The organism is Pseudonocardia sp. ICBG601, from assembly GCF_020496245.1.
Map to the genome: position 1 here is coordinate 1 of NZ_JAHLJA010000006.1, position 18,481 is coordinate 18,481.

Annotated in this window: 18 protein-coding genes; 12 read left to right on the forward strand and 6 right to left on the reverse strand. The window is 74.8% G+C overall.

What is annotated here, in order from left to right; genetic code table 11:
- Positions 1-767 precede the first annotated feature (767 nt).
- Positions 768-2,372, forward strand: a complete 1,605-nt coding sequence (locus KPL57_RS05795; protein ID WP_226350804.1) for an AMP-binding protein — start codon at positions 768-770, stop codon at positions 2,370-2,372.
- Positions 2,373-2,390: 18 nt separating this feature from the next.
- On the opposite strand, the gene KPL57_RS05800 is transcribed toward KPL57_RS05795, so the two are convergent.
- Positions 2,391-3,719, reverse strand: a complete 1,329-nt coding sequence (locus tag KPL57_RS05800) for an Ig-like domain-containing protein (RefSeq protein ID WP_226350805.1) — start codon at positions 3,717-3,719, stop codon at positions 2,391-2,393.
- A gap of 107 nt (positions 3,720-3,826) precedes the next feature.
- Between KPL57_RS05800 and KPL57_RS05805 the strand changes: the two genes are divergently transcribed.
- From KPL57_RS05805 to KPL57_RS05845, 9 genes are all read left to right on the forward strand, one after another.
- On the forward strand, positions 3,827-5,026 hold the full coding sequence (locus tag KPL57_RS05805; protein WP_226350806.1) for a cysteine desulfurase-like protein: 1,200 nt from the start codon (positions 3,827-3,829) through the stop codon (positions 5,024-5,026).
- A gap of 23 nt (positions 5,027-5,049) precedes the next feature.
- On the forward strand, positions 5,050-6,246 hold the full coding sequence (locus tag KPL57_RS05810; RefSeq protein WP_226350807.1) for an ABC transporter substrate-binding protein: 1,197 nt from the start codon (positions 5,050-5,052) through the stop codon (positions 6,244-6,246).
- Positions 6,243-7,364 carry an iron ABC transporter permease gene (locus KPL57_RS05815; RefSeq protein WP_226350808.1) on the forward strand — a complete coding sequence of 374 codons (1,122 nt, stop codon included), beginning with the start codon at positions 6,243-6,245 and terminating at the stop codon, positions 7,362-7,364. Before KPL57_RS05810 ends, KPL57_RS05815 begins: the two co-directional genes overlap by 4 nt.
- A complete protein-coding gene (locus KPL57_RS05820; protein ID WP_226350809.1) occupies positions 7,361-8,158 on the forward strand; it encodes an ABC transporter ATP-binding protein in 798 nt (265 codons plus the stop codon). Before KPL57_RS05815 ends, KPL57_RS05820 begins: the two co-directional genes overlap by 4 nt.
- Before the next feature lie 417 nt (positions 8,159-8,575).
- Positions 8,576-9,070: a hypothetical protein gene (locus KPL57_RS05825; protein WP_264197793.1), complete on the forward strand. Its 495-nt coding sequence runs from the start codon at positions 8,576-8,578 to the stop codon at positions 9,068-9,070.
- Positions 9,043-10,206, forward strand: a complete 1,164-nt coding sequence (locus KPL57_RS65940) for a hypothetical protein (protein WP_308252790.1) — start codon at positions 9,043-9,045, stop codon at positions 10,204-10,206. The genes KPL57_RS05825 and KPL57_RS65940 overlap by 28 nt, the downstream gene beginning before the upstream one ends.
- Before the next feature lie 59 nt (positions 10,207-10,265).
- Positions 10,266-10,922 carry an epoxide hydrolase family protein gene (locus KPL57_RS05835; RefSeq protein WP_226350810.1) on the forward strand — a complete coding sequence of 219 codons (657 nt, stop codon included), beginning with the start codon at positions 10,266-10,268 and terminating at the stop codon, positions 10,920-10,922.
- Positions 10,847-11,425 carry a hypothetical protein gene (locus KPL57_RS05840; RefSeq protein WP_226350811.1) on the forward strand — a complete coding sequence of 193 codons (579 nt, stop codon included), beginning with the start codon at positions 10,847-10,849 and terminating at the stop codon, positions 11,423-11,425. Before KPL57_RS05835 ends, KPL57_RS05840 begins: the two co-directional genes overlap by 76 nt.
- A gap of 113 nt (positions 11,426-11,538) precedes the next feature.
- Positions 11,539-12,888 carry a uracil-xanthine permease family protein gene (locus KPL57_RS05845; protein WP_226350812.1) on the forward strand — a complete coding sequence of 450 codons (1,350 nt, stop codon included), beginning with the start codon at positions 11,539-11,541 and terminating at the stop codon, positions 12,886-12,888.
- A 25-nt stretch (positions 12,889-12,913) separates the two neighbouring features.
- On the opposite strand, the gene KPL57_RS05850 is transcribed toward KPL57_RS05845, so the two are convergent.
- Positions 12,914-13,576 carry a TVP38/TMEM64 family protein gene (locus tag KPL57_RS05850; RefSeq protein WP_226350813.1) on the reverse strand — a complete coding sequence of 221 codons (663 nt, stop codon included), beginning with the start codon at positions 13,574-13,576 and terminating at the stop codon, positions 12,914-12,916.
- Between the two features lie 167 nt (positions 13,577-13,743).
- On the opposite strand from KPL57_RS05850, the gene KPL57_RS05855 reads away from it, so the two are divergent.
- Positions 13,744-14,136 carry a hypothetical protein gene (locus KPL57_RS05855; protein WP_226350814.1) on the forward strand — a complete coding sequence of 131 codons (393 nt, stop codon included), beginning with the start codon at positions 13,744-13,746 and terminating at the stop codon, positions 14,134-14,136.
- Here the strand turns inward: KPL57_RS05855 and KPL57_RS05860 are convergent.
- From KPL57_RS05860 to KPL57_RS05875, 4 genes are read right to left on the reverse strand one after another with little or no spacing between them, the layout of a single operon-like run.
- Complete coding sequence (locus tag KPL57_RS05860) at positions 14,099-14,311, reverse strand: hypothetical protein (RefSeq protein ID WP_226350815.1); 213 nt, start codon at positions 14,309-14,311, stop codon at positions 14,099-14,101. The genes KPL57_RS05855 and KPL57_RS05860 overlap by 38 nt on opposite strands.
- A gap of 3 nt (positions 14,312-14,314) precedes the next feature.
- The gene (locus KPL57_RS05865) at positions 14,315-15,361 is read right to left on the reverse strand and encodes a DUF4185 domain-containing protein (RefSeq protein ID WP_226350816.1); all 1,047 of its coding nucleotides are present in this window, start codon (positions 15,359-15,361) and stop codon (positions 14,315-14,317) included.
- 10 nt (positions 15,362-15,371) lie between these two features.
- Positions 15,372-16,115 carry an enoyl-CoA hydratase/isomerase family protein gene (locus KPL57_RS05870; RefSeq protein ID WP_226350817.1) on the reverse strand — a complete coding sequence of 248 codons (744 nt, stop codon included), beginning with the start codon at positions 16,113-16,115 and terminating at the stop codon, positions 15,372-15,374.
- Positions 16,115-16,999: an alpha/beta fold hydrolase gene (locus tag KPL57_RS05875; protein ID WP_226350818.1), complete on the reverse strand. Its 885-nt coding sequence runs from the start codon at positions 16,997-16,999 to the stop codon at positions 16,115-16,117. Before KPL57_RS05875 ends, KPL57_RS05870 begins: the two co-directional genes overlap by 1 nt.
- Positions 17,000-17,187: 188 nt before the next feature.
- On the opposite strand from KPL57_RS05875, the gene KPL57_RS05880 reads away from it, so the two are divergent.
- Positions 17,188-18,474: an MFS transporter gene (locus KPL57_RS05880; protein WP_226350819.1), complete on the forward strand. Its 1,287-nt coding sequence runs from the start codon at positions 17,188-17,190 to the stop codon at positions 18,472-18,474.
- The last annotated feature ends 7 nt before the right edge of the window (positions 18,475-18,481 follow it).

The window sequence follows — 18,481 nt, forward strand, 5'->3', positions numbered from 1 at the left end:
TCGGTACTGAAGTCCCACGCCATCGCGTCCGCCTCCCGACGAGCTTCGTTTCCACGGCGAACGTAATACAGCCCGCGACGACGGGGGTGTTCCGGCGACCCAGGACGACGGGGCGGGGGGGAGTCCCGGCGGCACCCCGGTGATCGACAGTCCGCGCGTGTGTTCGGACGCGCGCGGGCGGCGCATCACCGCGCGCCCGGCGGATCACCGCGCGCCCGGCGGATCACCGCGCGCCCGGCGGATCACCGCGCGCCCGGCGGATCACCGCGCGCCCGGTGGACCACCGCGCGGCGGTGGATCAGCACGCGCACGGCGGATAGCCGTGCCCGGTGGAGCGACGCGTGGGCTCGGGCACGGCGCGTCGACTCCGGCACGGCGGGCCGAGGCACAGATTCGGTGACGCGTCGGTGATCGACAGTTCGCGCGCTGATCCGCTCCGCGCGTGTGTCCGGACGCGCGCGGACGACGGATCACCGCGCGGCCAGCGGATCACCGTGCGGCTGGGAGATCACCGTGCGCCAGCGGATCACAGTGCGCCCGACGGATCGGCGCGCGCCCGGTGGAGCAGCGAGGGGTCGGTGGAGCAGCGCGCACGGTGGGCACCGCGGGAGGCGGGCCAGGCGGACGGTGAGCGTGCAGGTGGGGCTGACGGGCGGCGGGGGATCGGGCGGGCGATCACCGACGCGGCGGCGGAGGGGGCTCGCGCGACGGAGGGTCGCGGGGCGGCGACATTGCGCGCGTCCGCGTCGCCGGGGGAGGCTCGGGGGATGACCGACGAGGCTCCCGTCCCCACGCACCCGGCGGGTGTCCCGGCCGATCTGGCGGACCTGTCGTTCGAGCCGCTGACCCCCACGGCGTTCCTCGACCGGGCCGCGGCGGCGCACGGCGACCGGGTCGCGGTCGTCGACGGCGACCTGCGGTTCACCTACACCGAGTTCCGCGACCGCTGCCGGCGCCTGGCGGGCTCGCTCGCCGCGCTGCACGACGGGCGCCCGGTCGCGGTCCTCGTGCCGAACACCCACGTCGGGCTGGAGGCGGCGCACGCGGTGCCGTGGTCGGGGACGGCGCTGGTCTCGGTCAACACCCGGCTGTCGGCGGGCGAGGTCGCCTACATCCTGGAGCACTCGCGCGCCTCGGTGCTGGTGGCCGACCCGGTGTTCGACGAGCTCGTCGCGGAGGTGCTCGCCCGCCTCGACACCCCGCCGCACACCGTGCGGGTCGGCCCGGACTACGAGCGCCTCGTCGCCGACGGCGAGCCCACCGCGGTGCGTCCCGCCGACGAGCGCGGCCTGCTGTCGATCAACTACACGTCCGGGACGACCGGGAACCCGAAGGGCGTGATGTACCACCACCGGGGCGCCTACCTGCAGGCGCTGGCCATGGTCGGGCACACCGGGCTGACCGCGTCGTCGGTGCACCTGTGGACGCTGCCGATGTTCCACTGCAACGGCTGGTGCTTCCCGTGGGCGGTCACCGCGGCCGCCGCCACCCACGTCTGCCTGCCGAAGGTCGAGCCGTCCCGGATCTGGGAGCTCGTGCGCGAGCAGGGCGTCACCCACCTCAACGGCGCCCCCACCGTGCTGTCGATGATCGCCTACGCGCCGGAGGCCGGGCCGGTGGAGACGCCGGTGGCCGTCGCGACCGGGGGAGCGCCGCCGAGCCCGGCGATCCTGCGCCGGATGGCCGAGCTCGGGTTCGAGGTGACCCACCTCTACGGGCTCACCGAGACCTTCGGCCCCGCGATGATCTGCGACTGGCGTCCGGAGTGGAGCGACCTCGACGCCGACGCGCAGGCCCGGATGAAGGCCCGCCAGGGCGTCGGGAACATGATCGCCTGTGCCGTCCGGGTGATCGACGACGACGGTGCCGACGTCCCGCGCGACGGGGCGACGACCGGCCAGATCGCGTTGCGCGGCAACAACGTCATGCTCGGCTACCTCGATGACGACCAGGCCACCCGCGACGCCGCACCGGACGGCTGGTTCCGGACCGGCGACCTCGGCGTCATGCACCCCGACGGCTACGTCGAGCTCCGGGACCGCTCCAAGGACGTGATCATCTCCGGCGGGGAGAACATCGCCAGCGTCGAGGTGGAGCAGGCCATCGCCGACCACCCGGCCGTGCTGGAGGTCGCGGTGATCGCCGTCCCCGACGAGCGGTGGGGCGAGGTCCCGGCCGCCTGGGTGACACTGCGCGAGGGCGAGAGCGCCACCGAGGACGAGATCGTCGAGCACGTGCGGGGGCGGCTGGCGCGGTTCAAGGCACCGAAGCGGGTCACCTTCGGCGAGCTGCCGAAGACCTCGACCGGGAAGATCCAGAAGTTCGTCCTGCGCGACGAGGCGTGGGCCGGGCAGGATCGCCGGATCCGGTAGCGGCTCGGGACAGCGGGGTCAGGACAGGGCGCTGAGCGAGCGCCACTCGTCCCAGGGGATCGTCCAGTCGTACAGGTCGCCGTCGCGGGCGGTCAGCGGCTGCGAGCTGCCGGTCACCTCGACCGGGTCGCCGAAGGTCGTGCTCGCGAAGAACTCCTTGGCGTCGCGGGTGGACAGGTTGATGCAACCGTGGCTGACGTTGCGGCTGCCCTGCGCCCACGACGAGGCGGGGTTGGCGTGGATGAACTCGCCGTTGTTGGAGATCCGGACCGCCCAGAACTGGGGCTCGTCGACGTAGCCGTAGTCGGGGTTGCTCATCAGCACCTTCTGCGACTTGGCCATGACGACGTGGATCCCCGAGCGCGTCACCCGGCGGGGGTCGGACTCCAGGCCGTAGGACGCGTCGTAGCGGGCGATCTCCTTCCCGTCGCGGACGACGACGATCGCGTGGCTGCGGGTGTCGGCCTTCACGACCTGGCTGCGCCCCACGGTGAACGTCCGGTCCAGGTCCTTCGTCATGAAGGTGCCGTCGCCGAGGTCGAGTCCACGCAGCGCGCCCCGCACCTGGACCCGGGTGTGCGCGGGCCAGTAGGACTTCGGTCGGTAGTGCACCCGCGAGCCCTCGGCGGTGTCGGGCAGCCACGCCCAGGCGCCCTCGACCGGCCGCGACGTGGTGACGCTCAGCGCCCGCTCGACGGTGGCTTTCGCGGCGTCGGGGAGCTTCTCGCCGAAGGCGAGCACGACCGGGGCGCCGATGCCGACCTCGCCGCCGTCGCGGATGTTCATGGTGGCGTCGACGGTGTCGTCCGGGTCGACGGTGGTGAACGGGGCCGCGGGGACCGGGCGACGGTCCTGCGGGCCCAGCACCCAGCTGCCCGACCAGTGGTAGGTGGTCGCGAAGTCCAGCGGCTCCGTGGCGGTCCAGCTGCGGCCGTCGGGGGACAGGGTGCCCGCGACGGTGACCGGTCCGTCGTCGGAGTCGGCGGTGAGCGCGACGCCCTCGAGGGTCCCGGTGCTGACCTCGGTGCGGACCGGGCCGCGCGGAGCGACCGGTGCGTTACCGGCCGGGACACTGGTGAGGACCTCGGGGACCGGGGGTGCGGGGGGCACGGCCGGGGCCGGCCGGAGGCGGTCGACGGCGCCGGCGAGGTTGCGGGCCAGCGAGTCGACGCCGCCGCCGACGGCGTCACCGATCCGCCCGCCCGCCATCGCGGCGGTCCCGCCCGCGACGAGGACCACCAGTGCGACCAGCGAGGTCGCGAGCACCGCCCAGGCGCGACGGTGCACCGAGCGTCGCCGTCGACGTGGGGCGTGGCGCCCGCGCGAGTGCTCCCAGGACCTCGACATGGGAGGAATCATGGCCCGCGTGTCACCCACACGGGCGGTACGACACCCCGATGACATGTGTTCGTTGTCCGGGCGTGGGCCGGGCGCCGGCGTGACAGGGTGCGGTCATGAGCTACGACGTCGCCGCCGTCCGCAGCCGTTTCCCCGCCCTGCGCGCCGGGATCGCCCACTTCGACGGGCCGGGCGGCTCCCAGGTCCCGGACTCGGTCGCGGGGGCGGTCGCGGCCGCCATGACCTCCCCGCTGGCCAACCGCGGCACGGTCACCAGCGGTGAGCGCGCCGCCGACGCGATCGTGGTCGGCGCCCGCGCCGCGATGGCCGACCTGCTCGGCGCCGACCCGCGCGGGATCGTGTTCGGGCGCAGCATGACCGCGTTGACCTTCGACCTCGCCCGGACGCTGGCCGCGACCTGGTCGCCGGGCGACGAGATCGTCGTGACCCGCCTCGACCACGACGCGAACATCCGCCCCTGGGTGATCGCCGCGCAGGCCGCCGGGGCGACGGTGCGGTGGCTGGACTTCGACCCCGCCACCACCGAGCTCGACGACGTGACGCCGCTGCTGTCCGACCGCACCCGGCTCGTCGCGGTGACGGGTGCGTCGAACCTGGTCGGGACCCGCCCCGACCTGCCCGCGATCGCCGCCGCCGTGCACGCCGCCGGGGCGCTGTTCATGGTCGACGGCGTGCACCTGACCGCGCACGCACCGATCGACCTCGCCGCGGTCGGCGCCGACCTCTACGCCTGCTCGCCCTACAAGTTCCTCGGCCCGCACTGCGGGGTGCTCGCCGCCGACCCGGCGTTGCTGGAGACGCTGCGCCCGGCGAAGCTGGCGCCGTCCAGCGACGCGGTGCCCGAGCGGTTCGAGCTCGGCACCCTGCCCTACGAGCTGCTCGCCGGCACCACCGCGGCCGTCGAGTTCCTCGCCGCGCTGGACCCGTCGGCGGCCGGGGACCGCCGGGCGCGCCTGCTGGCGTCGATGGCGGCGGTCGAGGAGCACGAGCGCCCGCTGCGTGAGCGCATCGAGACCCACCTGGCCGCGCTGCCCGGGGTCACGGTGCGGTCCCGGGCGGCCCGGCGGACCCCGACCCTGCTGGTGACCTTCGACGACCGCGACCCCGTCGAGGCCTACCGGTACCTGGCGCAGCGGCGGATCGCGGCGCCGGCCTCGTCGTTCTACGCGCTGGAGTGCTCGCGGCGGCTCGGCCTGGGGGACACCGGCTCCCTGCGGATCGGGCTGGCCTGCTACACCGCCGACGACGACGTCGACCGGCTCCTGGACGGGCTCTCCGCCTTCGTCGGGGCCTGATCCACATATGTGAGACTGTTCAGGTGACGCGTCATCGATGGGTCCTCGCGGCCCTGCTCGCACTGGCCGTCGTCGCAGGGTGCTCCGCGCCCGCCACGGCACCGCCCGCCCCCGGTGGGGCCGGCGCCGCGGCGCAGGACTGCGTGCCGGGCGCCGCGTCCGCCACGGACGACACGGTCGCCTTCACCCACGCCACCAATGTCACGATCACCGTCGGCGACGGCTACCGGGTCCTGACCGTCCGCACGCCCTTCCCGGGTGGGCAGCCGCAGTCGGTGGTGCTCGTCGGCTGCGGGCAGGGCGACCCGGCGCTGCCCGCAGCACTCGCCGGGGCCCCGGTCGTGCACACCCCGGTGAGCGGGATCTTCGCCGGCTCGACCACCCAGCTGCCGATGATCACCGAGCTGGGTGGGCTCGACCGGATCACCGGCGTCGGCGGGGCCGCGCTGGTCACCGACCCGGCCGTGCGTGCCCGCGTCGCCTCCGGGGCCGCCGTCGACTTCGCGCCGAACTCGACGATCGACGCCGAGGCGGTCGTGGCCGCCGCGCCGCCGGTCGTGCTCTCGGCCGGGACCGACGACGCGGCGTTCCCGGCACTGTCCGCGGCCGGGATCCCGGTGGTCGGCTGGGCGGACTACCTGGAGACCGGCCCGCTCGGCCAGGCCGAGTGGATCAAGGTCGCGGGGGCGCTGACCGGTCAGGACGCCCGCGCCGCGGAGATCTTCGACGGCATCGCGGGCCGCTACGCCGATCTCGCCGGTCGCGTGCGCGGCCTGCCCCCGACCCCGATCGTCGCCGGTCAGCCCTACCAGGGCACCTGGAACGTCCCGGCCGCCGAGTCGACCGCCGGCATTCTCTTCCGCGACGCCGGTGCCACCTGGCTGGGTGCCGGGATGCCGGGCACCGGCACCCAGGCGCAATCGCTGGAGCGGGTGCTGGCCGACGACGGCGACGCCCGCATCTGGCTCGCCGACGGCCCGTTCGCCACGACCGCCGACGTCGCCGCGGTCGACCCGCGGCTGTCCTCGCTCGCCGCGGTCCGCCCCGGCGGGCAGCTGTGGACCCGCGACAGGGCCACCACCCCCGACGGCGGCAACCCCCTCTACGAGCGCGGCGCGCTGCACCAGGACGAGATCCTCGCCGACCTCGTCGCGATCCTGCACCCAGGGGTCCTGCCGGGCCACGCCTTCACCTACTACCGGCAGGTGCCCGCCGGATGAGGCCGGCCGCACCGGCGTCGCCCGCCGCGGCGAGCCGGGTCTCGGACCGGGCCGGGCAGCGCTCGGGACGCCGCGCACCGCTGGTCCTGGTGCTGCTCGCGGCCGGGGTCGTCGTGCTGTTCGCCCTCGCCGTGTCGACCGGTTCGGTGGTGATCGGGCTCGACCGGACGCTGTCGGCGCTGTTCGGCACCGGCACCCCCGACGCCCGGCTCGACCTGCTCGTCACCGACCTGCGGGTGCCGCGGGCGGTGACCGCGACGGCCGTCGGTGTCGGGCTGGGCACCGCGGGGCTGCTCACCCAGACCCTGTTCCGCAACCCGCTGGCCGAGCCCTACGTGCTCGGGGTCAGCGCGGGCGCCGGGCTCGGCGTCGCGCTGGTGACCACCCTCGGGGCGGCTGCGGGGGCCGCGGCGTTCGCCACCGGCGGGCTGGGGGCAACACCGGTCGTCGGGGGACGGTTCACCACGGTCGCGGCCGCGGCGGTCGGTGCCGCCGCCGTGCTCGCGCTGGTGCTGGCGCTGTCGCGGTTCGCCCGGTCGGTGACCGCGCTGCTGGTGATCGGCGTGATGCTGGGGTCGGCGGTCACCTCGGTGGTCAGCCTGCTGCTGGTCTGGACCGACCCGCGCACCGCGCAGCAGTACCTGATGTGGGGCCTCGGCTCGGTGTCCGGCGTCGGCCGCGGCGAGCTGCCGATCCTCGGTGGGATCGTCGCGGCCGGGCTGGTGGGGGTCCTCGTGCTGGCCAAGCCGCTGGACGGACTGCTGCTCGGCGACGACTACGCCCGCACCGCAGGCGTCGACGTCGCCCGGGTGCGGCTGGCAGTGCTGGGGGTCGCCGCGGTGCTCGCCGGGACGGTCACCGCGTTCTGCGGGCCGATCGGGTTCCTCGGCATCGCCGTGCCGCACCTGGCCCGGTTGGCGGTCGGCACCTCGCGGCACCGGGTGCTCGTCCCGGCCACCGCGCTGACCGGTGCGCTGGTCGGGCTGGCGTGTGCGGTCGTCGCGAACCCGCCGGGGGTCGGCACGGTGATCCCGCTTAACGTGGTGACCTCGCTGGTCGGGGCACCGGTGGTGATCGCGGTGCTGCTGCGCTCCCGACGCCTGGGCGCGGCCTGGTGAACGCCGGGCTGGTGCTGACCGGGCTCGTCGCCGGGTACGCGCAGGGCGGGGCGCTGCGCCGGGCCCGGGTGTGCCCGGTGCTGTCCCGGGTGGACGCCGTCGCCGCGCGGGGCGAGCTGACCGTGCTGCTCGGGGCGAACGGCACGGGCAAGTCGACGCTGCTGCGGACGCTCGCCGGGCTGCAGCCCGCGCTGGGCGGCGCGGTGACCCTCGACGGCACCGACCTGCTGGCGCTGCGGCCGCCCGAACGGGCCCGCCGGGTCGGTGTGGTGCTGACCGACCGGCCGGACCCCGGGCAGCTGACCGGCCGCGACGTCGTCGAGCTGGGGCGGTTGCCGCACACCGGCGCCGCCGGTGTGCTCACCGCGGGGGACGAGGCCGCCGTCGACGCCGCGATCGACGCGGTCCGCGCCGGCCCCCTGGCCGGACGTCCGTTGGCCCGGATGTCCGACGGCGAGCGGCAGCGGATGATGGTCGCCCGCGCACTGGCCCAGCAGCCGTCGCTGCTGCTGCTCGACGAGCCGAGCGCGTTCCTCGACGTCTCCTCCCGGGTCGCGCTGCTCGGGACGCTGCGCCGGCTCGCGCGGGAGCAGGACCTCGCGGTGCTGCTGTCCACCCACGACCTGGAACCGGCGCTGCGCCTGGCGGACCGGGCCTGGCTGCTCGACGGCGCCGGCGCGCTGCGCACGGGGACGCCCGGCGAGCTGGCCGCCTCCGGTGCGGTGGGGGCGGCGTTCGACACCGACGAACTGGCCTTCGACGCGCCCACCGGGACGTTCCGCCTGCGCGTCTGAGGCGCCGTGCCGCAGTGCCGCCGTGCCGCAGTGCTGGCGCGCTGCCCTGCACCCGTCCGACCGTATCGCCCCCGTCCGCTCGTGCCCGGCGTCGGGATGCGAGCGGCGGGGCCGGAAGCCGTGCGACGCCGCGCGTAGCGGGGGTGTGCCGTGGGTGCGGGGGCGGAGCGCGGAGTGGGCCGGAGCTGCGGAGCGGGCTCCGGCCAGTGGCAGGGATCACCCGGACGGCGTCGTGACCAGCGGATGCGGGCCGGTCGAGCGCGACCGGCCGCGCCGACGGAGCGCCGCCCGGGTCCGGTACCGCAGCCCGGCCGATGGCGCCCGTGGCGTCGGCGGCACGACGCTGCCCGGAGTCGCTAGGTTCGCCTCGACCGCGCGGCCCGTCCGGGTGCGCGCACCCGAACACGAGGAGATGCGATGACGCACGCCGCGAGCGCGGCCGAGCTCGAGTCGCTGCTGCTGACCCGGTCGCTCGATGACCCGGAGCTCGCCGCGGCCACCGAGCGGACGTCCGACACCCGGGTCCTACCCGACGTGTCGGTGGTCAAGGTCGGTGGACAGAGCTTCATCGACCGTGGCCGTGAGGCGGTGTTCCCGCTGGTCGAGGAGCTGCTGGAGGCCCGGTCGACGCACCGGCTGCTGATCGGCACCGGCGGCGGCACCCGCGCCCGGCACGCGTACTCCCTGGCCGCCGAGCTCGGCCTGCCCACCGGTGTGCTCAGCTCGGTCGGCAGCGCCGTCGCCGGGCAGAACGCCACCATGCTCGGCTACCTGATGGCCCGGCACGGGGTGCCGGTCGTCGCCGGGGGCGGGTTCGACGCGCTGCCCCTGTCGTTGTCCGAGGTCCGGGCGGCGATCTTCGCGGGCATGCCGCCGTACGCGATGTGGCAGCCCCTGCCGACGAGGGCGTGATCCCGCCCTACCGCACCGACGCGGGCTGCTACCTGGTCGCCGAGACCTACGGCTGCAAGAACATGATCTTCGTCAAGGACGAGGACGGCCTCTACACCGCTAACCCGAAGAACGACCCGTCGGCGACGCTGATCCCGGAGATCACCGTCGACGAGCTGATCGAGCGGGACCTCCCCGACCTGATCGTCGAGCGCCCGGTGCTGGAGCTCATGCGGCACGCGACGCACGTCCGCTCGATCCAGATCGTCAACGGTCTCAAGCCCGGCAACCTCACCGCGCGCTCGCCGGCGAGCACGTGGGCACGATCATCACCGCGGGAGACGCCCGATGAGCACCACCCACCCAAGGACGTCGAGTCCCCGCTGGCCCGCCAGACCCTGCTCGACCGCGAGCAGGTCCGCCCCGTCGACCAGCAGCAGCCGGTCATCCGGATGCTGCCCCGCCTGCGCGTCGTCGTGCTCGGCGGCCGCTCGATCATCGACCGCGGCCGCGACGTGCTGCTGCCGATCGTCGAGGAGCTGCGCGCCGCGATCTCCGGGGACCCGCTGCTGATCGCCACCGGCGCCGGGATCCGCGCCCGGCACGCGCTCGGCGTCGGCCTCGACCTGGGCCTGCCGACCGGTGCGCTCGCCGAGATCGCCGGTCGTGAGGCCGAGCAGAACGGGCATCTGGTCGCCGCGCTGCTCGCCGAGCAGGGCGTCGCCTACCTCGGGCACGACACGGTCGCCCACCAGCTCCCGGTGCACCTGGCCGCGTCCAACGCCGCCGTCACCAACGGCTACCCGCCCTACGGCGTGCACGAGCTGCCCGCGGCGGCGGGGAAGATCCCGCCGCACCGCACCGACACCGGCGCGCTGCTGCTGGCCGACGCCTGGGGTGCCGCGTCGCTGACCTACGTCCGCGACGTCGACGGCGTGCTCGACGGGGGCCTCGACGGGGGCACCGTGCTGCGCACGGCGACCGCGGCCGACCTGCTCGCCGATCCCGCCCGGCCCCTGCCGATCGACCGGGAGGCCCTGCGCACGCTGCAGCGCGCCCGGCACGTCCGGTCGGTGCAGATCGTCAACGGCACCGTCGCCGGGACCGTGACGAAGGCCCTCGCCGGGGAGCACGTCGGGACCGTCGTCTCGGCCTGACCGCGGCACGCGGACCGGAGGAGTCCGGGTTCGGTGCCACGGTCGGCGCCATGGCACCTATGGCACCGACGGCACCGCTGGCACCGAACCCGTTCCCCGTCCCGCAGGCGGAGATCGACCGTCTGCACGCCCGCCTCGACGACACCCGCTGGCCGGACGTGCCGTCCGGCGCGGGGTGGTCCTACGGCGTCCCGCCCGGTCACCTGCGTGAGCTCGCCGACCGCTGGCGGCACCGCTTCGACTGGCGGGCCGTGGAGGAGCGGCTGGCCGCGGACTCCGTCGTCGTCGACACCCCCGACCACGCCGGGGTGCACGCGCTGTACCGCCGTTCGACGCGGCCCGATGCCGTCCCGCTGCTGCTGGTGCACGGCTGGCCGTCCACCCCGGCGGAGTTCCTCGGGCTGCTGGGGCCGCTCACCGAACCCGGGGACGCGACGCTCCCGGCGTTCCACGTCGTCGCCCCGTCACTGCCCGGGTTCGGGTTCTCCGGTCCGACCCGCGACCTCGGCTGGGACGTCGACCGGCACGCCCGCTGCCTCACCGACCTCATGTCGGCCCTGGGCCACGACCGCTTCCTGGCCCAGGGCGGCGACTACGGCTCGATGATCGCGCCCGAGATCGCCCGCCGGGATCCCGGCCGGTGCTCGGGGTGCACCTCAACGCGCTGGTCGGCGCGTCCCCCGACCCGTCGGCGGCCGACCCGCTCGCCGGCCTGACCGACGCCGAGCGGGCCCGTGTCGCCGAGCTCGGCGAGACCTGGCCCGGGCGCAGCGGCTACGCCGCGATCCAGAGCACCCGCCCGTCCACGCTCGGCTACGCGATGACCGACTCCCCGGTCGGGCTGCTGGCCTGGCACCTCGAGTGGTTCGTCGACTACGACCCGGACACGACCCGGCAGACCCCCGTGGACCCGGACGCCTACCTCGCCGACGTCGCGAGCTTCTGGTTCACCCGCACCGCCGGGTCCGCGATGCGCCTGTACCGGGAGATCGCGCCCACGGCGTTCCGGGAGACCCGCCCGCCGTCGGGGGTGCCGACCGCGGTGCTGAACCTGCTCGGCGACCACGCCGTGCGGCCGTTCGTGGAGCGCTCGCACCGGGTGGTGCGCTGGACCGAGCACGACCGCGGCGGGCACTTCGCCGCGCTGCAGGCCCCGGACCTGCTGCTCGACGACGTCCGGGCCTTCGCCGCGACCCTGTCCGGGGCGATCGGCACCTGAGCGCCGCCGGGCGAGGCCGGCGTCCCCCGAACCGGACGAAACAGCTGTAACGGCGCGTCACACGGGTGTCATCCGGACGGGGCACCGTCGTCGCATCCGACCGAGGAGGAGCGATGGCGACCACCGCACCCCGACCCGCGCCCACGCCGGACCGCAGTGACATCGAGACGATGCCGCCGCTGCGCGAGGCCGTCCCGCTCGGGCTGCAGCACGTGCTGGCCATGTTCGCCAGCAACCTGACCCCGGCGTTCCTGCTGGCCGCCGCGGTGGAGGCGACACCGGCCCAGCGGACCCTGCTCATCCAGGGGGCGCTGCTGTGCGCCGGCCTCGCGACGCTGCTGCAGACCATCGGGTTCTCCATCGTCGGCGGCCGGCTGCCGATCATGATGGGCTCGGGGTTCGTGTTCATCTCGGTCGCGGTGCCGCTGGCCGCCGAGCGCGGGCTCGCCGCGGTATGGGGCGCGGTGCTGGTCACCGCGGTCGTCCAGGTGGTGATCGCGCTGAACATCCACCGGATCGCCTGGCTGTTCCCGCCCCTGGTCACCGGCACGATCATCCTGGTGATCGGGCTCGGTCTGCTGCCGTCGGCGTTCACCCTCGCCGCGGGCGGGGCGGGCTCGCCGACCTTCGGCGCCGCGGCGAACCTGGGGCTGGCCGCGTTCGTGCTCGTCCTCGCCGTCGTGCTCAACCGGTGGGGGCGCGGGCTGCTCGGCACGGCGGCGGTGCTGATCTCGCTGGTCGTGGGCTACCTCGTCGCGCTGGCGCTGGGCATGGTGGACCTGGCCGGGGTCGGGCCCGCGGGCTGGGTGGCGTTCCCGACGCCGTTCGCGTTCGGGCTGAGCTTCGACGTGGTCGCGATCCTGACCGTGGCCGTCGTCGGCGTGGTCAACATGGTCGACTCCGTGGGGACCGTCAACGCCGTCACCCAGGCCGGGGCCCGGCGCCCCGCCACCACCCGGGAGCTGCGCGGCGGGATCCTCGCCGAGGGCGGCAGCGCGCTGCTCGGCGCGGTCTTCTCCGCGCTGCCCACCACCATGTTCAGCCAGAACATCGGGCTCATCGCGCTCACCCGCCAGATGAGCAGGCACGTGGTGACGATCGCGGCCGGGGTCCTCGTCGCGATGGCGCTGCTGCCCAAGGCCGCGGCGGTGATCGGGGCGACGCCGCCCGCGGTGCTCGGGGGCGGGGTCGTGCTGCTGTTCGGAATGGTGTGCGCCATCGGGATCCAGATGCTCACCGAGCGCGGCCTCGACCAGCGTGCCCTGGTGGTCGTCGCGCTGTCGGTCGGGCTCGGGCGCGGCCTGGCGTCGGTGCCGAACCTGCTGGCGCTGGTGCCCGGGCAGTGGCGCCCGCTGCTGGAGTCCGGCGTCGTCGTGACGGCGGTGGTGGCAGTGCTGCTGAACCTGGTGCTGCCGGGCCGTCCCGAGCGAGACGCCGCGACGGCGGGCACACCGCCCGCGTGAGGACCGGCTGGCCGGCCGTGGCGGGTCAGGCCACCGGGGCCGGCGGCACCGGTGCCGTCGCCGTCCGCCCGGCCGTCCTCCCGGCCCGCCGCCGTGTCCGGGACGCCACCAGCGCCGCGACGGTCAGCACCACCAGCCCGGCGACCGCGACGAGGAACGGCACCGAGCCCGGGTCCCCGCCGTAGGCGCCGATGGTCACGAACGCCACGGCCGAGGGCAGCACGCCCAGCACGGACCCGGCGAGGTAGTCGCGCAGCCGGATCGCGGTCAGCCCGCAGGCGTAGCTGAGCACCGGGAACGGGATCACCGGCAGCAGCCTGCCCCCGGCGACGGCCCACAGCCCGCCCCGGCGCAGCCGTGCGTCGAGACGGCGGATGCGGGCGCTGCCGATCCCGGCGACGACCTCGCGGCCCAGCGTCCGCGACAGCACGAAGCCGATCAGCGAGCCGGCGGCGACCGCGGTCATCGTCGTCGCCAGGCCGACGGGCAGGCCGAACAGGACGCCGGCGGCGATGCCCATCACGGTCGCGGGCGCCGGGACCAGGGTGAACCCGACGAACAGCAGCGTGAACAGGACCGGCGCCGCCCAGCCCGCGGCCGCCGTCGTCGCACGGACGCCCTCGACCGTCGGCCAGCCGGTGACCAGCAGGACCGCGGAGCCCGCGATCACCAGCGTCACCAGCAGCACGGGTCGCCACCATCGGGCCACCGTCGACCACCTCCACCCGGATCTACGAGCGGGGGTACCCGCGGGGTTCGGGTGAGCATCGGCACGACCCGGTGAACGGCGACCGGTGTGCGGCGGCCGACGGTGTCCGGTGTGCGGGTGTCCGGTATGACACAGTTGTCGCCCTGATGAGACGTCCTGCGCGCACCCGCACCCTGCTGGGGTGGATCGCCGTCGCGTTCGTCGGGGTGTGGATCGTCGGGACGGTCGCGTTGATCGCGGCGGCGGGCGAGCGCGGCGCCGACGACCCCGCTGCGCTCTACGACCGTGCCGGCGCTGCGCTGCGGAGCCCCGACGGCGGTGCTCGGCTGCACGAGCTGCTGTTCGACGCCCCGGACCGGGGTTTCGCCGACGACTACGTCGAACGCCTGCAGGCGGCCGGGTCACCCGTCGTGCTGCCCACCGGAGCGGACCGGGTCGAGATCCGCTCGGGTCCGGTGCTGGTGACGCTGTCGGTCACCGAGGAGGCGGGCCGCTGGTACCTCAGCCTCCTGCCGCCCGGCGGGCAGGAACCCGGCTGACCCCGGGGCATCGCCACGGCCTCCTCGGCCGGAGCGCGGGCCCGGGGGCGGCCGCGACGACGACACCGGGGAACCCGGTCAGCAGCCGCGGCACGACCCGGCGCAGCCGCCGGACGGCGGCGGGAGCGTCGACGTCGTCGAGGCGGGCCTGCAGGACCAGCTCCCCGTTACCCACTTCTCATGACGACCGGACCTCGGACTGCTCCGTCCGCAGCAGCTCCGTGACGTCCGTCCGGAACTGCATCGCGCGGTACGGCCAGTGGGTGGTGGTGTTCCACTGGCTGACGACGAGGTGCAGGTCGTCGAGCGTCGAGCCGGGGACGACGTAGCCGCCGTAGAGCTGCGCGACGCGGCCGGTGGCGTGGTCCTCGTCGTCCCAGCCGCAGCCGGTGAGCACGGTGGTCCGCGGGGCACGGTGCAGGTCGGCGTTCGGCCGATCGAGCAGCAGCGTGTCGATCCGGTAGTTCCCGGCGTCGAAGACGGTGAGCAGCAGGTGCTCGCGCCCGTCCGGGCCCGGGACCCGGCGCAGGTTGAGCTCGCCGAAGGCACCCGGAAGCGTCAGCGTCGGCGGGTTGCCCCAGTCCCAGCGCTCCCCGGCGAAGCCCCACGGCTCCCACGCGTCGCGGTCGGTGATCCGGTCGGCGGGCACCCGGTGCAGCAGCAGACCGTCGCGGCGCTGGAAGCCGGTGGTGTAGGCGTAGACGTACCCGTCGCCGCCGTCGCACCAGGTCAGCTGCTGGAACAGGCCGTCGTGGTGGTCGCCGGGCCAGTCGCAGCCGGTGCGCTCCCAGGTGACGCCGTTGTCGCGGGAGGCGATGATCTCGCTCCACAGCACGTTGCCGAGGCCCTTGTTGGCCATGACGTGCAGGTACATCGTGTCGCCGACGGTGATGACGTCGGCGGGCAGGATCGTGGTGACGCGGCGGTGCAGCCGGAACCAGTTCGTCGCCGGCTTGCTGACGAGCCGGCAGGCGTAGTCCGCGGTGTCGCCACCGGAGCCGGTCCAGCGCAGGCCGGTCCGGAACCCGTCCGGGTCGGCGAACAGCACGACCGGGGAGCGCCAGCCGGGCCCGCCGACGCCGGCCCGCTCGAAGGTGTCGCCGAAGACGGCGACCAGGCGCCCGTCCGGCGCGGTGGCGAGGATGCCGAGGTCGGTGCCGCCGATCCCGAACCGGTCGGTGTGCCCGGGCCCGGTCAGGTCGGCGATCTTGGTCGTGACGGCCATGGCGGCGACCCTACGGCCGGTACCGCGCGATCGCGGCGCGGGTCGCGGGCAGCGCGAACACCTCCGCGAAGGTGTCGACGCTGGCCTCCACCGATCCGGTGATGCCCTGCTCGCGCCAGGTCTCGAGCAGCTCCTTCTGCGCCGCCAGGACCTCGCGGGTCGGGGCGAGCAGGGCCGCGACGAGCTCGTCGACGGCGGCGTCGAGCCCGGCGGGGGAGTCGACGAGCCGGTTCACCAGCGGGGCCGTCCCGGGTTCGTCGACCCGGTGCACGCTGCCGGTCAGGACCATCTCCTGGGCGAGCGCGGCGCCGACGTAGCGGGGCAGCAGCGCCGCGTCGACCACCGAGGGGATCCCGAGGCGCACCTCGGGCAGCCCCACCCGCACCCCGGTGTGGGCGACGCGCAGGTCGCAGGCCATGGCCAGCTCGAACGCGGCACCCAGGCAGGCGCCGTTCAGCCGGGCGATGGTCGGGACCGGCGCGGTGCGCACCGCACGCAGGCAGGCCGCGAGCCGGGTGATGATCGCGCGACCGTCGCCGGGGTCGGCGTCGCGGAAGGCGTCGAGGTGCATCCCGGCGCCGAAGGCCCGGTCCCCGGCCCCGGTGACCACGATGACCCGCACCCGGTCCGGGAGGTCGGTGACGGCCGCGGCGACCGCGTCGACGTCGACGAGGTGCAGGGCGTTCGCGGCGTCGGGGCGGTCCAGGGTGACGGTCCGGACGGGGCCGTCGTCGCGCACCCGCGGGGTCCCCATCAGTGCACCGTCCGCGGCGGCGCGGCCGCCGCGGCCACCGCGTCGGCGAACACCTGCGGCGCCTCGACCGGGACGAAGTGCCCGACGCCGTCGACGGCGGTGACGGTCACCTCGGTGAAGAACTCCGGGAGCCGGTCGGACCAGTCGCGTGGGAACAGCGGGTCGTGCTCGGGCCACAGGAACGCCGTCGGGACGGTGACCCGGTCGGCCGGTTCGGGCGCGGTCTCGGCCAGCGAGCGGGCGACCGCGCCACCGCCGGAGCGGTACCAGTTGATCGACGCGACGAACGCGCCCGGCGCCCCGTAGACGGCGGCGAGGTGGTCGAGGCGCTCGTCGTCGGGGGTGAACCCGGGCCCGGACCAGTGCGACCAGAAGTGGCGCAGGTACGCGCGGGCGGCACGGGTGTCGCCGTCGACGAGCTCGCGGGCCAGGTCGAGCTGGTGGAAGGACTGGTACCAGAACTCGCGCACCGGGTCCTCGCCCAGGATCCGCCTGCCGACACCGGGCGCCGGCGGGGTGACGACGAGCGCGCGCAGCAGGTCGGGCCGGTCCGCGGCGATCTGCTGGCCGACGCGGCTGCCGACGTCGTAGCCCGCGACGACCACCCCGGACAGGTCCAGCTCGTCCAGCAGCGCGGTCAGCGAGCGTGCCTGCGCGGCCGCCGAGTACTGCTCGGCCGGGTCGCGGTCGTGCTTCTCGGACGCGCCGAACCCGCGAAGGTCGGGGACGACCACGTCGTGCGCCGGGGCCAGCCGTGCGGCGACGGCGGCCATGTCCGTCCGGTCGCCCGGCCAGCCGTGCAGCAGCAGGACCGGCGGCGCACCGGGCTCGCCGTGGCGGTCGTAGGCCAGCCGGAAGCCGTCGGTGGCGGTGGACAGTGGCATCGCGGGGATCCTCCGGGGTCGTGGGGCGGCACCGGACCGCCCGGCCCGGTCTACCGAGAAGTGATGATGGGGTGCCCGGCGCGCGGCAGCGATACTCGGTTCGTTCCTCTCCCGATCGGTCCGGTCGATTTGTCGGGCCGCACCGGATACGGTTCGCCGACCGTTCGGCCGACACGTCAGGGGGAACCGTGTCCCAGCCAGCCAGCACCGGAACGACGGAGCGTCACCGTCTTCCGGTCCGGACGCTCGTCGCGGCGTCCATCGGCAACGCGGTCGAGTGGTACGACTGGACGATCTACGCGACGTTCTCGATCTACTTCGCGACGCAGATCTTCCCGGCCGACAGGGCCGCGCTCATCGCGACGCTGGCGACCTACGCGCTGGCCTTCTTCTTCCGGCCGTTGGGCGGTCTGCTGCTGGGCCGGTTCGCCGACCTCAAGGGTCGTCGGACCGCGATGCTGGTGACGATCCTGCTGATGGCGGGCGGCTCGTTCGTGATCGGCCTGCTGCCGACGTTCTCGATGATCGGCTGGTTCGCCCCGGTCCTGCTGCTGCTGGCCCGCATCGCGCAGGGCATGTCGCTGGGCGGGGAGGTCTCCAACGCCTCGGCCTACCTCGCCGAGATCGCCCCCCGTGAGCGGCGCGGGCGCTACTCGTCGTTCTTCTACATCTCCACCGGCACCGCGGTGCTGTTCGCCTCGCTCACCGGTTTCGTGCTGGCGGCGACGCTGACCGACGACCAGCTCGCCGCCTGGGGCTGGCGGATCCCGTTCCTGCTCGGCGGGGTGCTCGGCGTCATCGGGCTCTGGATGCGCCGTCAGATGAGCGAGACCGAGCAGTTCGAGGACAACAAGGAGTCGGCGGCCCGGATCCGCAACCCGCTCCTGCTGACCCTGCGCGAGCACCCGAAGGCGGTGGCGCAGCTCGTCGGCTTCACGATCCTGCACACCCTCTGCTACTACACGTTCTTCTCCGCGCTGACGCCGTTCGCCACCCGCTCCCGCGGCGCCGACGCGACCGAGGTGTTCCTCGCGCTCTCGATCGCCACGGCGATCTTCGTCCTCCTGCAGTACCCGATGGGGGCCGCCGCCGACCGCTGGGGCCGCCGACCCCAGATGCTCGTCTGGTCCGCGGCCACCGCGCTGCTCGTCGTCCCGCTGTCGTTCCTCATCGGGCCCGGCTTCTGGAACATGTTCGTCGTGTTCACCGTCGGGCTGGGGCTCTACACGGCGATGACCTCGGTCGCGCCGGCGATCATGAGCGAGCTGTTCCCGACGACGGTCCGCGCCCTGGGGATCGGCGCCTGGTACAACCTGACCGTCGCCGTGTTCGGCGGGACGGCGCCGCTGGTCATCGCCTCGCTGCAGGAGGCGGACCTGGCGATCCTGTTCTTCGTCTACGTCGCCGTCGGGGCGGTGATCTCCTTCGTCGCGGTGCTGACCCTGCCGGAGACGAAGGGCTCCGCCCTGAGCTGACCCGGTA

Bases quoted from the DNA above. Each gene is read 5' to 3' on its own strand.
- KPL57_RS05795 (WP_226350804.1), top strand. From the start codon at position 768: ATGACCGACGAGGCTCCCGTCCCCACGCACCCGGCGGGTGTCCCGGCC.
- KPL57_RS05800 (WP_226350805.1), bottom strand. From the start codon at position 3,719: ATGTCGAGGTCCTGGGAGCACTCGCGCGGGCGCCACGCCCCACGTCGA.
- KPL57_RS05805 (WP_226350806.1), top strand. From the start codon at position 3,827: ATGAGCTACGACGTCGCCGCCGTCCGCAGCCGTTTCCCCGCCCTGCGC.
- KPL57_RS05815 (WP_226350808.1), top strand. From the start codon at position 6,243: ATGAGGCCGGCCGCACCGGCGTCGCCCGCCGCGGCGAGCCGGGTCTCG.
- KPL57_RS05825 (WP_264197793.1), top strand. From the start codon at position 8,576: ATGACGCACGCCGCGAGCGCGGCCGAGCTCGAGTCGCTGCTGCTGACC.
- KPL57_RS05835 (WP_226350810.1), top strand. From the start codon at position 10,266: ATGGCACCGACGGCACCGCTGGCACCGAACCCGTTCCCCGTCCCGCAG.
- KPL57_RS05845 (WP_226350812.1), top strand. From the start codon at position 11,539: ATGGCGACCACCGCACCCCGACCCGCGCCCACGCCGGACCGCAGTGAC.
- KPL57_RS05855 (WP_226350814.1), top strand. From the start codon at position 13,744: ATGAGACGTCCTGCGCGCACCCGCACCCTGCTGGGGTGGATCGCCGTC.
- KPL57_RS05865 (WP_226350816.1), bottom strand. From the start codon at position 15,361: ATGGCCGTCACGACCAAGATCGCCGACCTGACCGGGCCCGGGCACACC.
- KPL57_RS05870 (WP_226350817.1), bottom strand. From the start codon at position 16,115: ATGGGGACCCCGCGGGTGCGCGACGACGGCCCCGTCCGGACCGTCACC.
- KPL57_RS05875 (WP_226350818.1), bottom strand. From the start codon at position 16,999: ATGCCACTGTCCACCGCCACCGACGGCTTCCGGCTGGCCTACGACCGC.